The following is a 19367-nucleotide window of genomic DNA, read 5'->3' on the forward strand; positions in this document are numbered from 1 at the left end:
GCCACTCTTTTGACCCAAGATCCTGACGCTTACATGACAGCCACCTTGTGCAATGAACAGCAAACGCCCGGCGTTCCTCAACAGATCGCCACCCGCCTGGCCTTTTTCGTCGCCGGCCTCGGCATGGCCGCCTGGGCGCCGCTGGTGCCCTTCGCCAAAACGCGCATCGGCCTCGATGACGGCTCGCTCGGCCTGCTGTTGTTATGTATCGGCGCCGGCTCCATGTTGGCAATGCCGCTGACCGGCTTCCTGACCGGCAAACTGGGCTGCCGCGCGGTGATCCTGATGGCCGGGCTGGGACTGTGCATCGATTTGCCGTTGCTGGCGCTGATGGACTCCCTCGGCGGCATGGCCGTGGCGCTGCTGTTGTTCGGCGCGGCGATCGGCATGATAGACGTGGCGATGAACGTGCAGGCAGTGATCGTCGAGCGCAACAGCGGCAAGGCGATGATGTCCGGCTTTCACGGCTTCTTCAGCATCGGCGGCATCGCCGGCGCAGGCGGCGTCAGCGCGCTGCTGTGGCTGGGGCTGACGCCGCTGCAATCCACCCTGATCACCGTGCTGGCGGTGATCGTGCTGCTGGCGTTCGCCAGCCGCCATCTGCTGCGTGACAGCGGCGCCGACGACGACGGACCGATGTTCGTCTTGCCGCGCGGTTGGGTGATGTTTATCGGCATTCTGTGCTTTATCATGTTCCTGGCGGAAGGCTCGATGCTCGACTGGAGCGCGCTGTTCCTCACCACGCTGCGCGGCGTCGAACACAGCCAGGCCGGGCTGGGCTATGCGCTGTTTTCCATCACCATGACGCTCGGCCGCCTCAATGGCGATCGGGTGGTGAACTCGCTGGGCCGCTACCGGGTGCTGCTGCTGGGCAGCCTGTGCGCCGCTGTCGGTCTCAGCCTGGCTATCGCCTTCAATCACGCCACCGTTTCGCTGGTCGGCTTTATGCTGGTTGGCCTGGGCGCTTCCAACGTCGTGCCGATTCTGTTCAGCGCCGCGGGCAACCAACGCGATATGCCGGCCAATTTGGCGATCGCGTCCGTTACCACCGTCGGCTATGCCGGTATTCTGGCCGGCCCGGCGCTGATCGGCTTTATCGCTCAGTTTTCCAGCCTGACGGTGGCCTTCGCCTGCGTAGCCGCTCTGCTGTTGGCGGTGACCGCCAGCGCCAGGGCCGTCACTCGCTGATTCAGGAATGCGCAGCCACTATGCAAAATAAACAACTGACCATTAGCTCCAGCAATATCACTCGCTGCTTCCTGCTGTTTATCGTGCTGCTGACGATCGGCATCGGCCTGTATGGCTACAACTACACCAACGCCTGGCTGGCGGAAAAGAAGTACACGCTGAACAGCATCGCCGGTTCGCTGCAAAAGCGCATCGATACCTATCGCTACATGACCTATCAGGTCTATGACAAATTCGGCAACGCGCCGGCGCAGAATGTCGATCCCGGTTTGCAGGAAACCCGCCTGCGCCCCGACGTCTACTATGTCGAGAAGCCGCACAAGAAAACCGACGCGGTGATCTTCGGCAGCCATGACGAGAACACGCTGGCGATGATCGCCAACATCTCGGACTACCTGGACAACCGTTGGGGCGCCAAGACCGAGAGCTACGCCATGTATTACCTCAATGGTCAGGACAACAGCCTCAGTCTGATCACCACTCAGCCGCTCAAAGAGCTGGCTTCGCGCTTTAGGGAAAGCTACCTGACCACTTCGGCGGACGAACGCCGCGCCGAGATGCTGCAACAGGCCAATATGCTCGACGAACGCGAGAGCTTTTCCGATCTGCGCAAACAACGCTTCCAGAACGCCTATTCATTCTCGATTCGCACCACCTTTAATCAGCCGGGACATCTGGCGACGGTGATCGCCTTCGACTTGCCGATCAACGACATCATTCCGGCCAACCTGGCCCGCGCCAATTTCCTGCTGCAGCCGGACGATGTCGAGCTCGACGACAGCGCCATCCCGGCGGAAACCGCCCTCGGCGCCCAGGCGGCGATGAGCGGCGGCTGGGTGGAGTTCAGCGCCGCCCTGCCCAATGCGCCGTTGAAGGTGGTGTATCGCGTTTCGGCCATTAATCTGGCCATCGATCTGCTGCGCAACAACATCTGGCTGATCGCGGTCAATCTGCTGCTGTTGGCGCTCTCGATGCTGAGCATCTACTTTATCCGCCGCCAGTACATCCGCCCGAGCGAAAACATGGCGGTTGAGCTGGAGGCCGAGCGCGCGCTGAATCAGGAAATCGTCTCCAGCCTGCCCTCCGGCCTGCTGGTTTACAGCTTCGCCAACAATGCGGTGATCGCCAGCAACAAAATCGCCGAGCACCTGCTGCCGCACCTCAGCCTGCAAAAAATCGCCCATATGGCCGAACAGCATCACGGCGTCATTCAGGCAACGGTCAACAACGAGGTGTATGAAATCCGCATTTTCCGCAGCCAGCTATCGCCGGATACCTACCTGTTCCTGATGCACGATCAAGATAAAGAGGTCATGGTGAACAAGCGGCTGCAGCAGGCACGGCGTGAATACGACAAGAACGTGCAGGCGCGCAAACTGATGTTGCACAACCTGGGCATCGAACTGAATCAGCCGGTGCGCCAGATGCACGATCTGGTCGACAGCCTGCGCAACCAGCCGGATGAGGAACAACAGCAGGCGCTGCTGGGCCAACTGACGGCGGCGTCGTCATCGGTGCTGGGATTGATCGATAACATCACTCTGCTGACGCGGCTGGAAACCCAGGACTGGCAACCGACGCGCGAGCCGTTCAACCCGGCGGCGATGATCGACGAGTTGCTGCTGGAAGCCCTGCCCGCTCTCAATCAAAAGGGGCTGGCGCTGTTCAAGCATTTCCAGTTGGACGTCGAACAGAACTACATCGGCGACGCCAACGCGCTGCGCAAAGTGATCTCACTGCTGGTGCATTACGCCATTATCACCACCGCCTGCGGTAAGATTTCTCTGGTCATCGACCATGAGCCCGAACACCCGGATCGCCTGATTTTCCAAATCAACGACACCGGCTCCGGCATCTCCAACGAAGAGATCAGCAATCTCAATTACCCGTTCCTCAGCCAGACGCTGGTGGACCGCTTCAACCACGGTTCCGGCCTCACTTTCTTCCTGTGCAATCAGCTGTGCAAAAAGCTTAACGGCCAGTTGGACATTCGCAGCAAAGTGGATATCGGCACTCGCTATACCATTCGCGTCGCCATGGAGATGGAGAGAAAAGAGCCGCAGGAACAGGAAAAGCTGCTCGACGGCGTCACCGCCCTGCTGGACATCACGTCAGATGAAGTGCGCGGCATCGTGACCCGCCTGTTGCAGGCTTACGGCGCCGACTGCCTCGTCGCCGAAGATCGCGCGGTCAACCGCGATTATGACGTGCTGCTGACCGATAACCCGCAGCGAGCCGATGATTACACGCTGTTGCTGGCGACCGATGAACCGGGTTGGCAAGCGCTGGATAAACGCTACATTCGGGTGAACTATAACCTGAACGGCGCATTAATCGACGCCGTGCTGATGCTGATCGAACAGCAAATGGCCGCGCTGGAGCAGGAAGAAAGTCCGCTTTCATTGAGCTCAGAAGATATCCAACTCTATGAAAAACAATTGAAATCAAGTGATTACTATGGGCTGTTTGTCGATACAGTACCCGATGATGTCAAAAAACTGTATACTGAGGCGGGCAGCAGTGATTTCAATGCGCTGTCACAAACCGCACACCGCCTGAAAGGCGTGTTTGCCATGTTAAATCTGCTTCCCGGCAAGCAGCTGTGCGAATCGTTAGAACAGCGCATCGCAGAAGGTGATGCGCCCGAGATCGAGAATAACATCAGTCAGATTGATTTTTTCGTCAGCAGACTGCTGAAGCAAGGTAGCCAACAACATGAATAACCTGAACGTAATTATTGCTGATGACCATCCTATCGTACTGTTTGGCATCCGGAAGTCACTTGAGCAAATTGAATGGGTGAATGTCGTTGGGGAGTTCGAAGACTCAACCGCACTGATCAACAATCTGTCCAAGCTGGATGCCAACGTGCTGATCACCGATCTGTCGATGCCGGGTGACAAGTATGGCGACGGCATCACGCTGATTAAGTACATCAAGCGTCATTATCCGCAGTTGTCGATCATCGTGCTGACCATGAACAACAACCCGGCGATCCTGAGCGCGGTATTGGATCTGGATATCGAAGGCATAGTGCTGAAACAAGGCGCGCCGACCGATCTGCCGAAGGCGCTGGCCGCCCTGCAGAAAGGCAAGAAGTTCACGCCGGAAAGCGTCTCCAAACTGCTGGAGAAAATCAGCGCCAGCGGCTATGGCGACAAACGCCTGTCGCCGAAAGAGAGCGAAGTGCTGCGTCTGTTCGCCGAAGGTTTCCTGGTGACCGAAATCGCCAAGAAACTCAACCGCAGCATCAAAACCATCAGCAGCCAGAAGAAATCGGCGATGATGAAGCTGGGCGTAGAAAACGATATCGCCCTGCTCAACTACCTCTCGTCCGTCAGCATGACGCCGTTGGACAAAGACTAAAGCCCGCCTCACGGCAGGTTAACGCCAAACAGGCACGGCATCCGCCGTGCCTGTTTGCTTTTCAGGCCTCGCTGCGGTTGTAGCGTACCTGCTGGCTGTAATAAGCCAATGTCTGCTCCAGCGTCTCCAGCGTAACCGGTTTCGACAAGCAATTATCCATGCCCGCCTCGAGACAGCGCTGCTTCTCCTCCGCCAACGCGTTCGCCGTCACGCCGATCACCGGCGCGCTGAACTGCATCTCCCGCAGCGCCTGCGTCAGGCGATAGCCGTCCATGTTCGGCATATTGACGTCGGTCAACACAATATCGACGTGGTGCTGTTTCAGTACGGCGAGCGCGTCTACGCCGTCGTTGGCGGTCACCACCTGATACCCCAGCGACCCCAGCTGATCGGAAAGCAGACGACGGTTGATCGGATGATCGTCGACCACCAGCAGATGAATATCGCCGTTGTCCGCCGCGCTGGCCTTGGCGGGCACCGGCAGCTGCACCAGCGCCTCTGCCGCGCCGTTGCCGACGCCGAACAATCGGTTGATCAAGGTCAGCGTTTCACGCGGCGTAGAGGTGCTGTGCATCCAATAGCCTGGCCGGGTTTCCAGCGACGGGCCGATATGTTCGGTCGAGAACTGGATCTGAGCCAACAGCGGCGTGTTCAGCATCAGCGGATAGTCGCTGAGCATCACTTCGTCGGCGGCGGTCTCCTGCCCGTCATAGCGCTGGATATCGGCGCCGTAGCCGCCCAGAATCGCCATCAGGTAGCTTTCCAGCCGCTGATTGCGGATATCCAGCCACAGCCGCCGGCCCTGCCAGGTATCGCTGGCCTGCGGGATCGGGAACTGGGCGTTAAACAATGGAATGCGAATGCTGAACAAGCTGCCCAGCCCCGGTTCGGACTCGACGGAGACGTCGCCGTCCATCAGGTTGACCAATTTCTCGCAGATCGCCAGCCCCAAACCGGTGCCCTGGAAGTGGCGCTGCACGCCGGTGCCCACCTGGAAGAACGGATCGAACAGGCGTGAGATCTCCTTCTCCGGAATACCGACGCCGGTATCGCGCACGCTGAATTCCAGGTAGCTGCCGCGGGTGCAGACCTGCAGCACGATGCAGCCGGTATCGGTGAACTTGATGGCGTTGTTCACCAGGTTGGACAGCACCTGCTGCAGCCGCACCGGATCGCCGAAGATACGCTCCGGCACGTTTTGCTCGATAAAGCAGTACAGCCCCAAACGTTTCTTCACCACCAACGGCAAATAGTTGCCGGCGATATGGGTGATCACCTCCAGGCAGGAGAACTCACGCGGTTCAATCTTCAGCTGCTCGGACTCGATTTTGGAGAAGTCGAGAATATCGCTGATGATTTTAAGCAGCAGCCCGGAAGAGTTGTTCATCGCATTCACCAGCCGATCGACCCCTGGCGGTAACGCCTTGGTCTGCAGCAGATCGAGGTTGCCGATAATGCCGTACAGCGGCGTGCGCAGCTCATGGCTGACGGTGGCCAGGAACATCGATTTAGACTGGCTGGCCTGCTCCGCCGCCGCCGCCATCTCCTGCAGCGACTCTTCCATTTTCACGCGCGCGCTGACGTCCACCAGCACGCAGATCGCCACCTCTTCGTTGCGGTAACGCGAATGGACAAAGCTGATCTGCAGGTTATTGTTGTTGCTGGTCATCACATCGACGAAGTTCGCCTGCTGTTCGCAGATGATGCGCGTAATGCGATCGCGATCTTCGTGGGTCAACAGGTTGATGTAGTTGTGCGCCAGTTCGTTACTCAGAATATTGGTGCCATCGCTGATGCGCAGGATACAGATGCCCACCGGCGCCGAGGCGACGATCTTGCGGTTGAACTGTTCGTGTTCTTCCAGCCGGAAGGCATTGTCCTCCGCCGGCAGGAACATTTTGCGCTCAAACAGCCACGCCAGCGTGAACAGCACGATAGCCGACAACAGGTTCAGCAACAGCGCATTGAGGATCAGCATTTTGAAGCGTTCCACCACGCTTTTCACCGGCAGCGCATAAACGATGCTCAGCGATGAAGGCGGCAGCGCTTTTTTCAGGATCAGATCGCGGTAGTTGTCGACATAACCGAAGTAAGCATGCTCTTCGGGGTAGCTGTTGAGCGCAGCGGCATAGCGATCGCCATCCGCCAGGCGCAGTATCGGATCGTTGTTTTCATCCAGCAGCGTGACACCGATCGGCAGGTTGCCGGCGGTGACGAAATCTTCCAGCCGGACGGTTTGCTCGATGCCCAGCAGCGCCTCCAGCTTGTTGCCGATATAGAGAGGCGTCAGCACATACAGATAACCGATGTCAGGCCGCTGCGCGCTGGGGCTAATCCAATACAGGTTGTTGTCTTTGTCCAGATTCTTGGCGTTGCGGTATTTCAGAATGCGCTCGTGCAGCAGCTTCAGCATGTTTTCCCGGTTGGCGACCGCGTTGCCGCCGCCGAATTCCGCCAGACACAGGCTGTCGCCGCCGATAAAGAACACCCGGTTGAGATCGTAGGCCGCCACGAAGTTCTCTTTCCAATACTGGATCAGGCCGCTCAGCGAATCGAGTGAACTGCGGTAAGTGGCGCTCAGGGCGCAATTAGACTCTGGATACAGCGGATAGAATTGCGGTGGGCTGCCCTTGCCGGGGATCACGCCGCTGAACATGTCCAGGCCGCTGACCGAACCGTTGAGGCGGTTTTCCGCCATGTACTTGATGTCGCGTATGATGTCGGCGGAATGGCGAATATAGCCCTGCGCCTGATCGAAATTGAGGTTGTACTCCTGGCGGATGTCCGATTCTTTCTGATGCAGGATATTCAGAATATAAAAGGTGGTGAGCAGCGCTCCCAACGACCACAGCAAAATCGCCAGCACCCGGAACAGATAGCGGGATATCTTCAGCGTAGTTCGAAAAGAGGCTAAATATTTCAATCGGATACCATACGAAAGTCAGTGGCGGCGCGCGTTGTCGCCGGCGCAGCGGCCGGCGGCTCGGTGCGCCAATTAAACCATATAACTGAAAAAGGGCCTAGCATCGCTGCCAGGCCCTTTTGTCTCAGTGCATTACGGTGTCGGCATGCCGACGCCCTCACCTTGCTTAAACGTTGTCGTCGTCCATCGGCTCAGCCGCGTCGTCGCCATCGTCCAGCGGCGTAGTGTCTTCTTCCACCGCTTCCGCGCCCGGTTCCAGGCTGTCCAGCTCTTCGTCTTCCACCGGCTCGGCCACGCGCTGCAGACCGACGACGTTTTCGTCTTCCGCCGTACGGATCAGCGTCACGCCCTGGGTGTTACGACCGACCACGCTGACTTCCGAAACGCGGGTACGCACCAGCGTGCCGGCATCGGTGATCATCATGATCTGGTCGCTGGTTTCCACCTGCACGGCGCCGACCACCTGGCCATTACGCTCGCTCACCTTGATGGAGATAACCCCCTGGGTGGCGCGTGACTTGGTCGGGTACTCGGTGACTGCAGTACGTTTACCGAAGCCGTTTTGCGTGACGGTCAGAATGTCGCCCTCGCCGCGCGGCACGATCAGCGAAATCACGCTGTCGCCTTCGCCGAGGTTGATGCCGCGCACGCCGGTCGCGGTACGGCCCATCGAACGCACCTGCGTTTCCGGGAAGCGCACCACTTTACCGTTGGCGGAGAACAGCATCACTTCGTTGGTGCCATCGGTCAGATCGACGCCGATCAGCTCGTCGCCCTCGTTGAGGTTGACGGCGATAATGCCGGCGCTGCGCGGACGGCTGAACTCGGTCAGCGCGGTTTTCTTCACGGTACCGCTGGCGGTGGCCATGAACACGTGACGCCCTTCTTCATACTCGCGCACCGGCAGAATGGCGGTGATACGCTCATCGGCTTCCAGCGGCAACAGGTTGACGATTGGGCGGCCGCGCGCGCCACGGCTGGCTTCAGGCAGTTGATACACCTTCATCCAGTACAGGCGGCCACGGCTGGAGAAGCACAGGATCGTATCGTGGGTGTTGGCCACCAGCAGGCGATCGATAAAGTCTTCTTCTTTAATACGCGCGGCGGACTTGCCTTTGCCGCCGCGGCGCTGCGCTTCATAGTCGGACAGCGGCTGATACTTCACATAGCCCTGGTGAGACAGGGTCACCACCACGTCTTCCTGGTTGATCAGGTCTTCGATGTTGATGTCGGAAGTATTGGCGGTGATCTCGGTGCGGCGGCCGTCGTTGTACAGCTCTTTGACCGCCACCAGCTCTTCGCGGATCACTTCCATCAGGCGCTCTGGGCTTTCCAGAATAAAGATCAGTTCGGCGATGAAGTTGAGCAGCTCTTTATATTCGTCCAGCAGCTTTTCGTGCTCCAGGCCGGTCAGTTTCTGCAGACGCAGATCCAGAATCGCCTGAGCCTGCTGCTCGGTCAGGTAGTACTTGCCGTCGCGGATGCCGAACTCCGGCTCCAGCCACTCAGGGCGAGCGGCGTCGTCACCGGCGCGTTCCAGCATGGCGCTGACGTTGCCCAGATCCCACGGCTGAGCCACCAGCGCGACTTTCGCTTCCGCCGGCGTCGGCGCACGGCGAATCAGCTCGATGATCGGATCGATGTTAGCCAACGCGATAGCCAGCGCTTCCAGGATATGGGCGCGGTCACGGGCCTTGCGCAGTTCGAAGATGGTGCGGCGGGTGACCACTTCGCGGCGGTGGCGCACGAAGGCTTCGAGGATATCTTTCAGGTTCAGCAGCTTAGGCTGCCCCTGATGCAGCGCGACCATGTTGATGCCGAAGGTAACCTGCAGCTGCGTCAGCGCATACAGGTTGTTCAGCACCACTTCGCCGACCGCGTCGCGTTTGACTTCGATCACGATGCGCATGCCGTCTTTATCGGACTCGTCACGCAGCGCGCTGATGCCTTCTACGCGTTTTTCTTTCACCAGCTCGGCGATCTTTTCGATCAGACGCGCCTTGTTCACCTGATACGGGATCTCGTGAACGATGATGGTTTCGCGGCCGGTTTTGGCGTCGGCTTCCACTTCCGCGCGCGCGCGCAGGTAGACTTTGCCGCGCCCGGTGCGGTAGGCCTCTTCAATGCCGCGACGGCCGTTGATGATCGCCGCCGTCGGGAAGTCCGGCCCCGGGATGTGTTCCATCAGCCCTTCGATGCTGATGTTTTCATCATCGATATAGGCCAGGCAGCCGTTGACGACTTCAGCCAGGTTGTGCGGCGGAATATTGGTGGCCATGCCCACGGCGATGCCCGACGAGCCGTTGACCAGCAGGTTCGGGATCTTGGTCGGCATAACGGCCGGGATCTGCTCGGTGCCATCATAGTTAGGCACGAAGTCGACGGTTTCTTTTTCCAGATCCGCCAACAGTTCGTGAGCAATCTTGGACATGCGCACTTCGGTATAACGCATCGCCGCGGCGGAGTCGCCGTCGACGGAACCGAAGTTACCCTGACCGTCCACCAGCATGTAGCGCAGTGAAAACGGCTGAGCCATACGCACGATAGTGTCGTAAACCGCGCTGTCACCGTGCGGGTGATATTTACCGATCACGTCCCCGACGACACGGGCCGATTTCTTGTATGGTTTATTCCAGTCGTTACCCAATACACTCATCGCGTAAAGAACGCGGCGGTGAACCGGCTTCAGTCCATCACGAACATCTGGCAGCGCACGTCCGACAATAACGGACATCGCGTAGTCCAGATACGAGTTTTTCAACTCGTCTTCGATGTTTACCGGTGTGATTTCTCTGGCAAGGTCGCTCATGGAGCTGCTATCCCTCTACTAATGATTCATCTGCCCGCTGCCATAGTGGCAAAGGTGTAAAACTATATCACAAAGCACGCTTTACGGGAAAATAACCGCCGCTGTTTCACGGAAATTGTACAGATTAGTGCGCTAAAAACGCATCGACGCAGACGATGCCGCGCCGGAACATGTATAATCCGCGCAACGAGAACAAGGAGCCAGACAAGCCCATGAACGCAGAATCATCCAGCCGAGTGCAAAACGTTGACCACCAGGAAATCGCCAAGTTCGAGGCCGTCGCCTCCCGCTGGTGGGATCTGGAAGGCGAGTTCAAACCGCTGCACCGCATCAACCCGCTGCGCCTGAACTACATCATGCAGCGCGCCGGCGGCATTTTTGACAAGCAGGTGCTCGACGTGGGCTGCGGCGGCGGCATTCTGGCGGAAAGCATGGCGCGCGAAGGCGCCGAAGTGACCGGTCTGGACATGGGCGGGGAGCCGCTGCAGGTCGCCCGGCTGCACGCGCTGGAAAGCGGCGTGAACGTGACTTACGTGCAGGAGACGGTGGAAAGCCACGCTCAGGCCAACCCGCAGCGCTACGACGTGGTCACCTGCATGGAAATGCTGGAGCACGTGCCCGATCCGGCCTCGGTGGTGCGCGCCTGCGCCCAACTGGTGAAACCGGGCGGCCACGTGTTCTTTTCCACCATCAACCGCAACACCAAAGCCTGGCTGATGGCGGTGATCGGCGCGGAGTACGTGCTGAAGATGGTGCCGCAGGGCACCCACGATCATAAGAAGTTTATTCGCCCTTCCGAACTGATCGGCTGGGTCGACGGCACGCCGCTGCGCGAAAAGCACATGATCGGCCTGCATTACAACCCGATCACCGATCATTTCAAGCTTGGGCGCAACGTTGACGTGAACTACATGGTGCACACCCAGCACGAAGGCTGAGCGCTGTAAACCGCGCCGGCCCTGCGTTATCGGGGTTCGGCGCCAACGCGCTGTTAGGAAAAATACCTAATTTCCGCGACTTCGATCAAAATCGTGGTTGTAGACAGTTTTTTAGAATATTAAATCAGATCAATATGCCGTTTTTTTCTAACGTTTAATAAAACGCCAAACGATCGGTTTTTTCAGTTTTTCAGTAAAATCTGATCTCGCTTATTGACAAGCTTGTCGCGCCAGTCACGGCGCGCACTGCGAACGGCAAGTTACATTTCACCCCCAAGTTATCCACAAATTAGGCCGGTTTTGTTCACTTGCAAACGCCGTTTTTTCTCACTATCTTGTTACCTCACCGACATACAACCCCTATATATAGTGTTTACATACTGAGCAGAGCGACTACACTTCTGCTTAGGGGCACCATACGGACAGGTAAAACACCACATGAACCAAAGTCTGCTTGTAACTAAACGCGATGGCCGTAAAGAGCGCATCAACCTCGACAAAATCCACCGGGTCATCGATTGGGCCGCAGAAGGATTGCACAACGTCTCGGTTTCTCAAGTAGAGTTGCGTTCCCACATTCAGTTTTATGACGGCATCAAAACCGCCGACATTCACGAAACCATCATCAAAGCCGCTGCCGATCTGATCTCCCGCGATGCGCCGGACTATCAGTACCTGGCCGCTCGCCTGGCGATCTTCCACCTGCGTAAAAAGGCTTACGGTCAGTTCGAACCGCCGAAGCTGCACGCTCACGTGACCCGCATGGTCGAGATGGGCAAATACGATAAACATCTGCTGGAAGACTACAGCGCTGAAGAGTTCGAGCAGATGGACTCCTTTATCGATCACTGGCGCGACATGAACTTCTCTTATGCCGCCGTCAAGCAGCTGGAAGGCAAGTATCTGGTGCAGAACCGCGTCAGCGGCGAGATCTACGAAAGCGCCCAGTTCCTGTACATGCTGGTGTCCGCTTGCCTGTTCTCCAACTACCCGCGTGAAACTCGTCTGGATTACGTCAAACGTTTCTACGACGCGATTTCCACCTTCAAGATTTCGCTGCCTACACCGATCATGTCCGGCGTGCGCACCCCAACCCGCCAGTTCAGCTCCTGCGTGCTGATCGAGTGCGGCGACAGCCTGGACTCCATCAACGCCACCTCCAGCGCCATTGTGAAATACGTTTCGCAACGCGCCGGCATCGGCATCAACGCCGGCCGCATCCGCGCGCTGGGCAGCCCGATCCGTGGCGGTGAAGCCTTCCATACCGGCTGCATCCCGTTCTACAAACACTTCCAGACCGCCGTCAAATCCTGCTCGCAGGGCGGCGTGCGCGGTGGCGCGGCAACGCTGTTCTACCCGATGTGGCACCTGGAAGTGGAAAGCCTGCTGGTGCTGAAAAACAACCGCGGCGTTGAAGGCAACCGCGTGCGCCACATGGACTACGGCGTGCAGTTGAACCGTCTGATGTACCAGCGCCTGATCAAGGGCGAAGACATCACTCTGTTCAGCCCGTCCGACGTGCCGGGGCTGTATGACGCGTTCTTCGCCGATCAGGACGAATTCGAGCGCCTGTACACCCAGTACGAGAAAGACGACAGCATTCGCCAGAAGCGCGTGAAAGCGGTTGAGCTGTTCTCGCTGATGATGCAAGAACGCGCCTCTACCGGCCGTATCTATATCCAGAACGTCGACCACTGCAACACCCACAGCCCGTTCGATCCGCAGATCGCGCCGGTGCGCCAGTCCAACCTGTGTCTGGAAATCGCACTGCCGACCAAGCCGCTGGAAGACGTCAACGACGAAAACGGCGAGATCGCGCTGTGCACCCTGTCCGCCTTCAACCTGGGCGCGATCGACAGCCTGGACGATCTGGAAGAGCTGGCGACCCTGGCGGTACGTTCGCTGGACGCCCTGCTGGATTATCAGGATTATCCGATCAAGGCCGCGCACCGTGGCGCAATGGGTCGCCGCACCCTGGGCATCGGCGTCATCAACTTCGCCTATTATCTGGCGAAGAACGGCGTGCGCTACTCCGACGGCAGCGCCAACAACCTGACCCACAAGACGTTCGAAGCCATTCAGTACTACCTGCTGAAAGCCTCCAACCGTCTGGCGCAGGAACAAGGCGCTTGCCCGTGGTTCAACGAAACCACCTATTCGCAGGGCATCCTGCCGATCGACACCTACAAGAAAGACCTGGATGCGATCTGCAGCGAGCCGCTGCACTACGACTGGGAAACCCTGCGTAAAGAGATCCAGGAAACCGGTCTGCGCAACTCGACGCTGTCCGCCCTGATGCCGTCGGAAACCTCTTCGCAGATTTCCAACGCCACCAACGGCATCGAGCCGCCGCGCGGCCACATCAGCATCAAGGCGTCGAAAGACGGCATCCTGCGCCAGGTGGTGCCGGAGTATGAGCGTCTGAAAGACAACTACGAGCTGCTGTGGGAAATGCCGAGCAACGACGGCTATCTGCAGCTGGTGGGGCTGATGCAGAAATTCATCGACCAGTCGATTTCGGCCAACACCAACTACGATCCGACCCGCTTCCCGGGCGGCAAGGTGCCGATGAAGCAGCTGTTGAAAGACCTGCTCACCACCTACAAGTTCGGCGTGAAAACGCTGTACTACCAAAACACCCGCGACGGTGCGGAAGACGCCCAGGAAGATTTGCAGCCTGCCAAGGCCGGCGATGACGACTGCGAAAGCGGCGCCTGCAAGATCTAAAGTTTGACCTAGCGGGCCGGAATTTTCCGGCCCCTTCATTTAGCCACGTTACGATGGATTCAGGCTTATGGCTTACACCACTTTTTCTCAGACCAAAAACGACCAGCTGCAAGAGCCGATGTTCTTCGGCCAGTCGGTAAACGTTGCGCGTTTCGACCAGCAAAAGCATGAAATCTTCGAAAAACTGATCGAAAAACAGCTCTCCTTCTTCTGGCGCCCGGAAGAGGTTGACGTTTCCCGCGATCGCATCGATTACCAGGCGCTGCCGGAGCACGAGAAGCACATCTTCATCAGCAACCTGAAGTATCAGACCCTGCTGGACTCCATCCAGGGCCGCAGCCCGAACGTCGCCCTGCTGCCGCTGATCTCGATCCCTGAGCTGGAAACCTGGGTGGAAACCTGGTCGTTCTCCGAGACTATCCACTCCCGTTCCTACACCCACATCATCCGCAACATCGTCAACGATCCGGCGCTGGTGTTCGACGACATCGTCACCAACGAAGAGATCAAGAAGCGCGCGAAAGACATTTCCGGCTACTACGACGATCTGATCGAGATGACCAGCTACTATCACCTGCTGGGTGAAGGCACCCACCAGGTGAACGGAAAAACCGTCACCGTCAATCTGCGTGCGCTGAAGAAGCAGCTGTACCTGTGCCTGATGAGCGTGAACGCGCTGGAAGCGATCCGCTTCTACGTCAGCTTTGCCTGCTCCTTCGCTTTCGCCGAGCGCGAATTGATGGAAGGCAACGCCAAAATCATCAAACTGATCGCCCGCGACGAAGCGCTGCACCTGACCGGCACCCAGCACATGCTGAACCTGATGCGTTCCGGCGCCGACGATCCTGAAATGGCGGAGATCGCCGAGGAATGTCAGCAGCAGTGCTACGATCTGTTCGTGTTGGCCGCCCAGCAGGAGAAAGAGTGGGCGGAATACCTGTTCCGCGACGGCTCGATGATTGGCCTGAACAAAGACATCCTGTGCCAGTATGTGGAGTACATCACCAATATCCGCATGCAGGCGGTCGGCCTCGGTCTGCCGTTCGAAACCCGCTCCAACCCGATCCCGTGGATCAATGCCTGGTTGGTGTCCGACAACGTGCAGGTAGCGCCGCAGGAAGTGGAAGTGAGCTCTTACCTGGTTGGCCAGATCGACTCGGAGATCAACGCCGACGACCTGAGCGACTTCGAACTGTAAGCGATGGCGACGCCAACCGTAACGCTGCGCGCCGCCGGCACGCAGCTCTCTTGCCCTAACAGTGAAAACTGCCTGCTCGACGTGCTGGAACTGCACGACGTGCAGGTGGAGTACCAATGCCGCTCCGGCTATTGCGGCGCCTGCCGCCTGAAGCTGGTGAAAGGCGAAGTGGCCTACCGCCAACAGCCGCTGGCGTTTATCAACGCCGGTGAAATCCTGCCCTGCTGCTGCATGCCGCTGACGGATATCGAGCTGGAAATGTAAAGTCGGGTGCCGGAAACCGCGCCAGGAGACCAGAAGGCGGGGTTGCCCCCGCCCTAGGATTACCGCTTCACCTCACACGCCAACCTGATCAGGATAGTGATATTTTCCTGGTAGATTTTCAGCTCGCACAGCGAGTCTCTTATCATCCAGATAAATAACAAAACCGTAATACATACAACGGTTAGCGAATGAAACACATGCCTTAAGCGCATGCTTGCCTCCTTGCTGTGAAGGGGCTACCATACCGGTGTCTAGGCGGTATGTGCAGCCCCATTCTGATTGAGAGTCAGTCTGGGGCTTTCATCTATCCGCCTTGTCACACAATGCCCAAGACGAACAGTCTCAAGCACCCGTCAAGAGAGTAACAGCATTCCCTCACCGCGAATATCCCCTATAAGATTATGATTAATCAGGGATATATAACTATCCTCAAAGTATTTCGTTTAGCGCCCCTTTCCCGCCGATGTGGAAAAATAACGCGCCGGGGAATCGCCGAAGGCTTTACGAAACATGGCGATAAAATTGCTCGGCGAGGCATACCCCAGCGCCTCCGCAATCTGCAGCACCGTTTCGCCTTCGGCCAGCTTCGCCAACGCATATGACAACCGAGCCTGCTGACGCCACTGGGCAAAACTCAACCCCGTCTCGCCAATCATCAGCCGCCGCAGGGTACGCGGCGACATCGCCCCCCATTCAGCCCACGCCTCCAGTGAACGTTCGCTCCCCGGTTGCGCCAGCAAGGCCTGCAGAACGCCGGCCAGGCGCGGATGGGACGACATCGGTAAATACAGCGGCTCCGTCGGCGCCAGCCGTATCTCGTCCCGCATCACCTGCGCCATGCGATCCTGCTCCAGGGTGAGCGCGCTGCGTTTATCCCAGCCTTCTGCTCGCAGAGCCAGCGCCTGCAGCACGGGGCTAATACCGATGACGCAGGGTGCATTCGACAGATCGTTGCAGGCTTCCGGCGCCAGCAGCAAACTCCAGCCGCTCAGCGCGCCGCAGACCTGCACCCGGTGCTGCGTCGCCGGCGGGATCCACCCCGCCCGCTGCGGCGGCAGCACCCAATCGCCGTGCGCCGTGCGTATATGCAGCAAACCGCTTTCGACGCACAGCAGCTGCCCGCGCACATGCTGATGCCAGTCGTATTCGCGCGTGCCCAACCGATACTCCCGGCCTGCCGCATCGCGGCCGCCAAGGGCGATCAGCTAGGGGCCCGCCCGCCATTCGCTGCAGTCAGCGTCGGCGAAGTGAGGGTTATCGTTCATATTGGCCACTAATCACTATTTTTAGTCCAGATACCGTTATACCAACCTTTTCCTGCACCGACATAATGAAATGCTTCCGGCCGCGACCGTCTGCGGCCACTGACTCACGAGGGAACATGATGACAACACTCAGCATTGGCATTATCGGCGCCGGGCCCGGCGGCCTGTGTCTGGCTCAGGGACTGCGCCGCTTTGGCATCCACGCCACGGTGTTTGAACGCGACACCACACCGCAAGCACGCGATCAGGGCTACCGGCTGCGCATCGATCCGTCGGGGCAGCAGGCGCTGGCCGCCTGCCTGCCGCCGGCGCACTACCGCTTGCTCTGCGCCGGCAGCGCGCAAAACAGCGGCGAGAGCAATCTATGGGATCCGCAGCTTGCCCCGCTCACCGGCCGGCGCCCCGAGCACTGGTTGCCCTCCAGCCAGCGCCAAACGCAAGAACCGGGCGGCGATCTCGGCATTCATCGCCAAACGCTGCGCGAGATCCTGCTTGCCGGCCTGCAAGACCGGGTGCGTTTCGGCCATACCTTGCGTGAATTTGCACAAACGCCGCAGGGTGTGGAACTTCAGTTCGCCAACGGCGAACACGTGCGGGTCGATGTGCTGATCGCCGCCGACGGCGTCAACTCGCTGGTGCGGCGGCGCTGCCTGCCCGAGGCGGGGCCAGAAGACAGCGGTGCGGTCACCCTCTACGGCAAAACGCCGCTCGATGCGGCGACCCGGGCCCAATTGGCCCCTGAGCTGCTGAACGGCGTATCGGTGATCTTCGCCGACGGCGTGTCGCTGGTGGTTGAGCCGATGCGCTTTCAGGCCCCCATGGCGCAACTGGCGGCCGACTACGCGCCCGATTGCCGCCTCTCGCCGGTCGACGACTATCTCTATTGGGCCTGTATCGGTTCGGCTGAACGTCTCGGCGGAGCCCCGGGACTGGAGGAGAACACCGCGTTGCAGGCGCGCGTACGGCATATCTCGCAAGGATGGGCGCCCGCCTTGCAAACGGCGTTAGCGCTGGCGGATCCCCTGTCGCTCAGCGTGCGGACGGTGCAGGTTACGGCGACGATGCCGGAATGGCACAGCGAACGCATCGCCTTTCTCGGCGACGCCGTGCACGCCATGAGCCCGGCAGGTGGGCTCGGCGCCAACACCGCGCTGGTAGACGCCGCCAGCCTGGCGGCGCATCTGGCGCACTCAGACAGCGCCGCGCAGGCGCTCAGGAACTACGGTACAGAGCTGCAAACGCGAGGCGCGGCGGCAATACGTCTTTCACGCCTGGCGTCCGAACGGCTACAACAAAACAGTGAGGCAGACAACTCAGCGCCATGAGCGTCACTCGATAATTTCCACCACCTCCAGCCAGGCGTTTTTACCGCACGCCTGGCCCCCATTCAGCCAACGGCGCAGCATATCCAGCGCCAGCATCGCCACCGACTCCTGCCGCAGCCGCAGCCCGTGGCGCGACGCGCGATAACGCACGGTCTGGCCAATCCCGCCGCGCGGCGTGTGCAGCGCAATGCTCACCTGCTCATCGCGCATGGCGCTGACCGCCAACGCCAACGGCGCGCCGGTCAATTCCGCCAGCGAGCGGGCGCGCGCCAGCGTCGTTTCCAGCGTTTCGATGCAGTGGGCCGGCAGCAGCTCTCCCCCCGCCAGCGGCGCGCCTTCGCTCTGCAGCTGCAGGTTGATCAAGCCGCCGCTGAATTGCTCGCTCAACGCCAGCTTCAGCCCTTGCTGATTCAGGCGCTGCGTCAGCGTCGCCGGCAACCCGACGGTGCCTTCGAAGATGCAGTTGTCCCCCGCTACCTCGCGCACGCGTCGCCAGGCCAGCTCCATCTCCGCGCGCCGGCTTTCCGGCCCGGTCAGCTTCAGCTCAATGATCGGGCTGGACGAGCGGTAACCCAGCACCACGTCCGGCGGCAGCGGCAGGCTGTCCAGTTCGGCGGCCAGATCGCTCTCGGAGGTACCGAACGTCGTCAGACGCAGGCACAGCGGCGGCGCCGGCAAAGTGAAGCGCTGGCGCAGACGCGGCACGATCTGCTGTTCGACCATCACTTTGAATTCCGAAGGCACGCCGGGGGTGAAGAACATCAGGCATTGGTTCAGCTGCAACGCGAAACCGCAGGCGGTGCCCACCGGGTTATCCAGCATTTCCGCATTGGCCGGGATCTGCGCCTGCTTGCGGTTGGAAGGGGCCATCGGCCGCCCGCGCTCGGCGAAATAGGCTTCCATACGCGCCAGCCAGTCAGCCCGTTCAATCAGCTCTACGCCGCAGGCTTTCGCGGCGGCCAGCGCGCTCAAATCGTCGCTGGTCGGCCCCAGGCCGCCGTTGACAATCAGCACATCGGCGATATGGCTGCGTTCCTGCAGGATCTCGATCAAAGCAGAGAGGCTGTCCCCTACCGTTTCCCGCCCGCTCATCGGCACGCCCTGCTGGAACAGGTAGTCCGCCAGCCAGGCGGCGTTGGTATCAATAATTTGCCCGTGCAGCACCTCATCGCCGGTGCTGAGCATCTCCACCCTTAACATTGATCTCTCCCACATTTTTTGGTCATTCCACTATAGAAGCCCGTAAATAACTTTTCACTAGCCGCCGTCGGATTATTTCCGCCATCGCGTCGTTCATCATGCGCCATGCCGCTCGCAAGGTTGTAAACTTTAATTTACAATGCGCGTAACGCCGGTTTGACACA

Annotated in this window: 13 protein-coding genes; 8 read left to right on the forward strand and 5 right to left on the reverse strand. The window is 59.2% G+C overall.

Going from position 1 to position 19367, the window contains the following annotated elements:
* Positions 1 to 33: 33 nt before the first annotated feature.
* From ACUTQY_RS04390 to rcsB, 3 genes are read left to right on the forward strand one after another with little or no spacing between them, the layout of a single operon-like run.
* A complete protein-coding gene (locus ACUTQY_RS04390; protein WP_033651923.1) occupies positions 34 to 1188 on the forward strand; it encodes an MFS transporter in 1155 nt (384 codons plus the stop codon).
* 20 nt (positions 1189 to 1208) lie between these two features.
* Complete coding sequence (rcsD, locus tag ACUTQY_RS04395) at positions 1209 to 3911, forward strand: phosphotransferase RcsD (protein WP_033643838.1); 2703 nt, start codon at positions 1209 to 1211, stop codon at positions 3909 to 3911.
* Positions 3904 to 4554 carry a response regulator transcription factor RcsB gene (rcsB, locus tag ACUTQY_RS04400; RefSeq protein WP_004935900.1) on the forward strand — a complete coding sequence of 217 codons (651 nt, stop codon included), beginning with the start codon at positions 3904 to 3906 and terminating at the stop codon, positions 4552 to 4554. Before rcsD ends, rcsB begins: the two co-directional genes overlap by 8 nt.
* A gap of 61 nt (positions 4555 to 4615) precedes the next feature.
* Here rcsB and rcsC read toward each other — a convergent pair whose 3' ends face one another.
* Together rcsC and gyrA are read right to left on the reverse strand one after the other, a co-directional pair.
* Positions 4616 to 7477, reverse strand: a complete 2862-nt coding sequence (gene rcsC, locus ACUTQY_RS04405) for a two-component system sensor histidine kinase RcsC (RefSeq protein ID WP_033643839.1) — start codon at positions 7475 to 7477, stop codon at positions 4616 to 4618.
* 166 nt (positions 7478 to 7643) lie between these two features.
* A complete protein-coding gene (gene gyrA, locus ACUTQY_RS04410) occupies positions 7644 to 10286 on the reverse strand; it encodes a DNA topoisomerase (ATP-hydrolyzing) subunit A (protein WP_033643840.1) in 2643 nt (880 codons plus the stop codon).
* A gap of 212 nt (positions 10287 to 10498) precedes the next feature.
* Here gyrA and ubiG point away from each other — a divergent pair, with 212 nt between their 5' ends.
* The 4 genes from ubiG (at position 10499) to yfaE (ending at position 15413) form a co-directional block, all read left to right on the forward strand.
* Positions 10499 to 11224: a bifunctional 2-polyprenyl-6-hydroxyphenol methylase/3-demethylubiquinol 3-O-methyltransferase UbiG gene (gene ubiG, locus ACUTQY_RS04415; protein WP_033644327.1), complete on the forward strand. Its 726-nt coding sequence runs from the start codon at positions 10499 to 10501 to the stop codon at positions 11222 to 11224.
* A 438-nt stretch (positions 11225 to 11662) separates the two neighbouring features.
* Positions 11663 to 13951, forward strand: a complete 2289-nt coding sequence (gene nrdA, locus ACUTQY_RS04420) for a class 1a ribonucleoside-diphosphate reductase subunit alpha (protein ID WP_033632525.1) — start codon at positions 11663 to 11665, stop codon at positions 13949 to 13951.
* A 67-nt stretch (positions 13952 to 14018) separates the two neighbouring features.
* Positions 14019 to 15149, forward strand: a complete 1131-nt coding sequence (gene nrdB, locus ACUTQY_RS04425) for a class Ia ribonucleoside-diphosphate reductase subunit beta (RefSeq protein WP_019453694.1) — start codon at positions 14019 to 14021, stop codon at positions 15147 to 15149.
* A gap of 3 nt (positions 15150 to 15152) precedes the next feature.
* Positions 15153 to 15413, forward strand: coding sequence for a class I ribonucleotide reductase maintenance protein YfaE (gene yfaE / locus ACUTQY_RS04430; protein WP_015378558.1), 261 nt, complete (start codon positions 15153 to 15155; stop codon positions 15411 to 15413).
* 59 nt (positions 15414 to 15472) lie between these two features.
* Here the strand turns inward: yfaE and ACUTQY_RS04435 are convergent, their stop codons facing one another.
* On the reverse strand, positions 15473 to 15625 hold the full coding sequence (locus tag ACUTQY_RS04435) for a Hok/Gef family protein (RefSeq protein WP_004935921.1): 153 nt from the start codon (positions 15623 to 15625) through the stop codon (positions 15473 to 15475).
* A 231-nt stretch (positions 15626 to 15856) separates the two neighbouring features.
* A complete protein-coding gene (locus ACUTQY_RS04440) occupies positions 15857 to 16573 on the reverse strand; it encodes an AraC family transcriptional regulator (protein ID WP_342188153.1) in 717 nt (238 codons plus the stop codon).
* Between the two features lie 221 nt (positions 16574 to 16794).
* On the opposite strand from ACUTQY_RS04440, the gene ACUTQY_RS04445 reads away from it, so the two are divergent.
* Entirely contained in the window at positions 16795 to 18003 is a 1209-nt protein-coding gene (locus ACUTQY_RS04445) for an FAD-dependent oxidoreductase (RefSeq protein WP_240480468.1), read from the forward strand.
* A 3-nt stretch (positions 18004 to 18006) separates the two neighbouring features.
* On the opposite strand, the gene ACUTQY_RS04450 is transcribed toward ACUTQY_RS04445, so the two are convergent.
* Positions 18007 to 19203 carry a nicotinamide mononucleotide deamidase-related protein YfaY gene (locus tag ACUTQY_RS04450; RefSeq protein WP_033651929.1) on the reverse strand — a complete coding sequence of 399 codons (1197 nt, stop codon included), beginning with the start codon at positions 19201 to 19203 and terminating at the stop codon, positions 18007 to 18009.
* Between the last annotated feature and the right edge of the window lie 164 nt (positions 19204 to 19367).

Source organism: Serratia sp. TSA_130.1 (assembly GCF_052691795.1).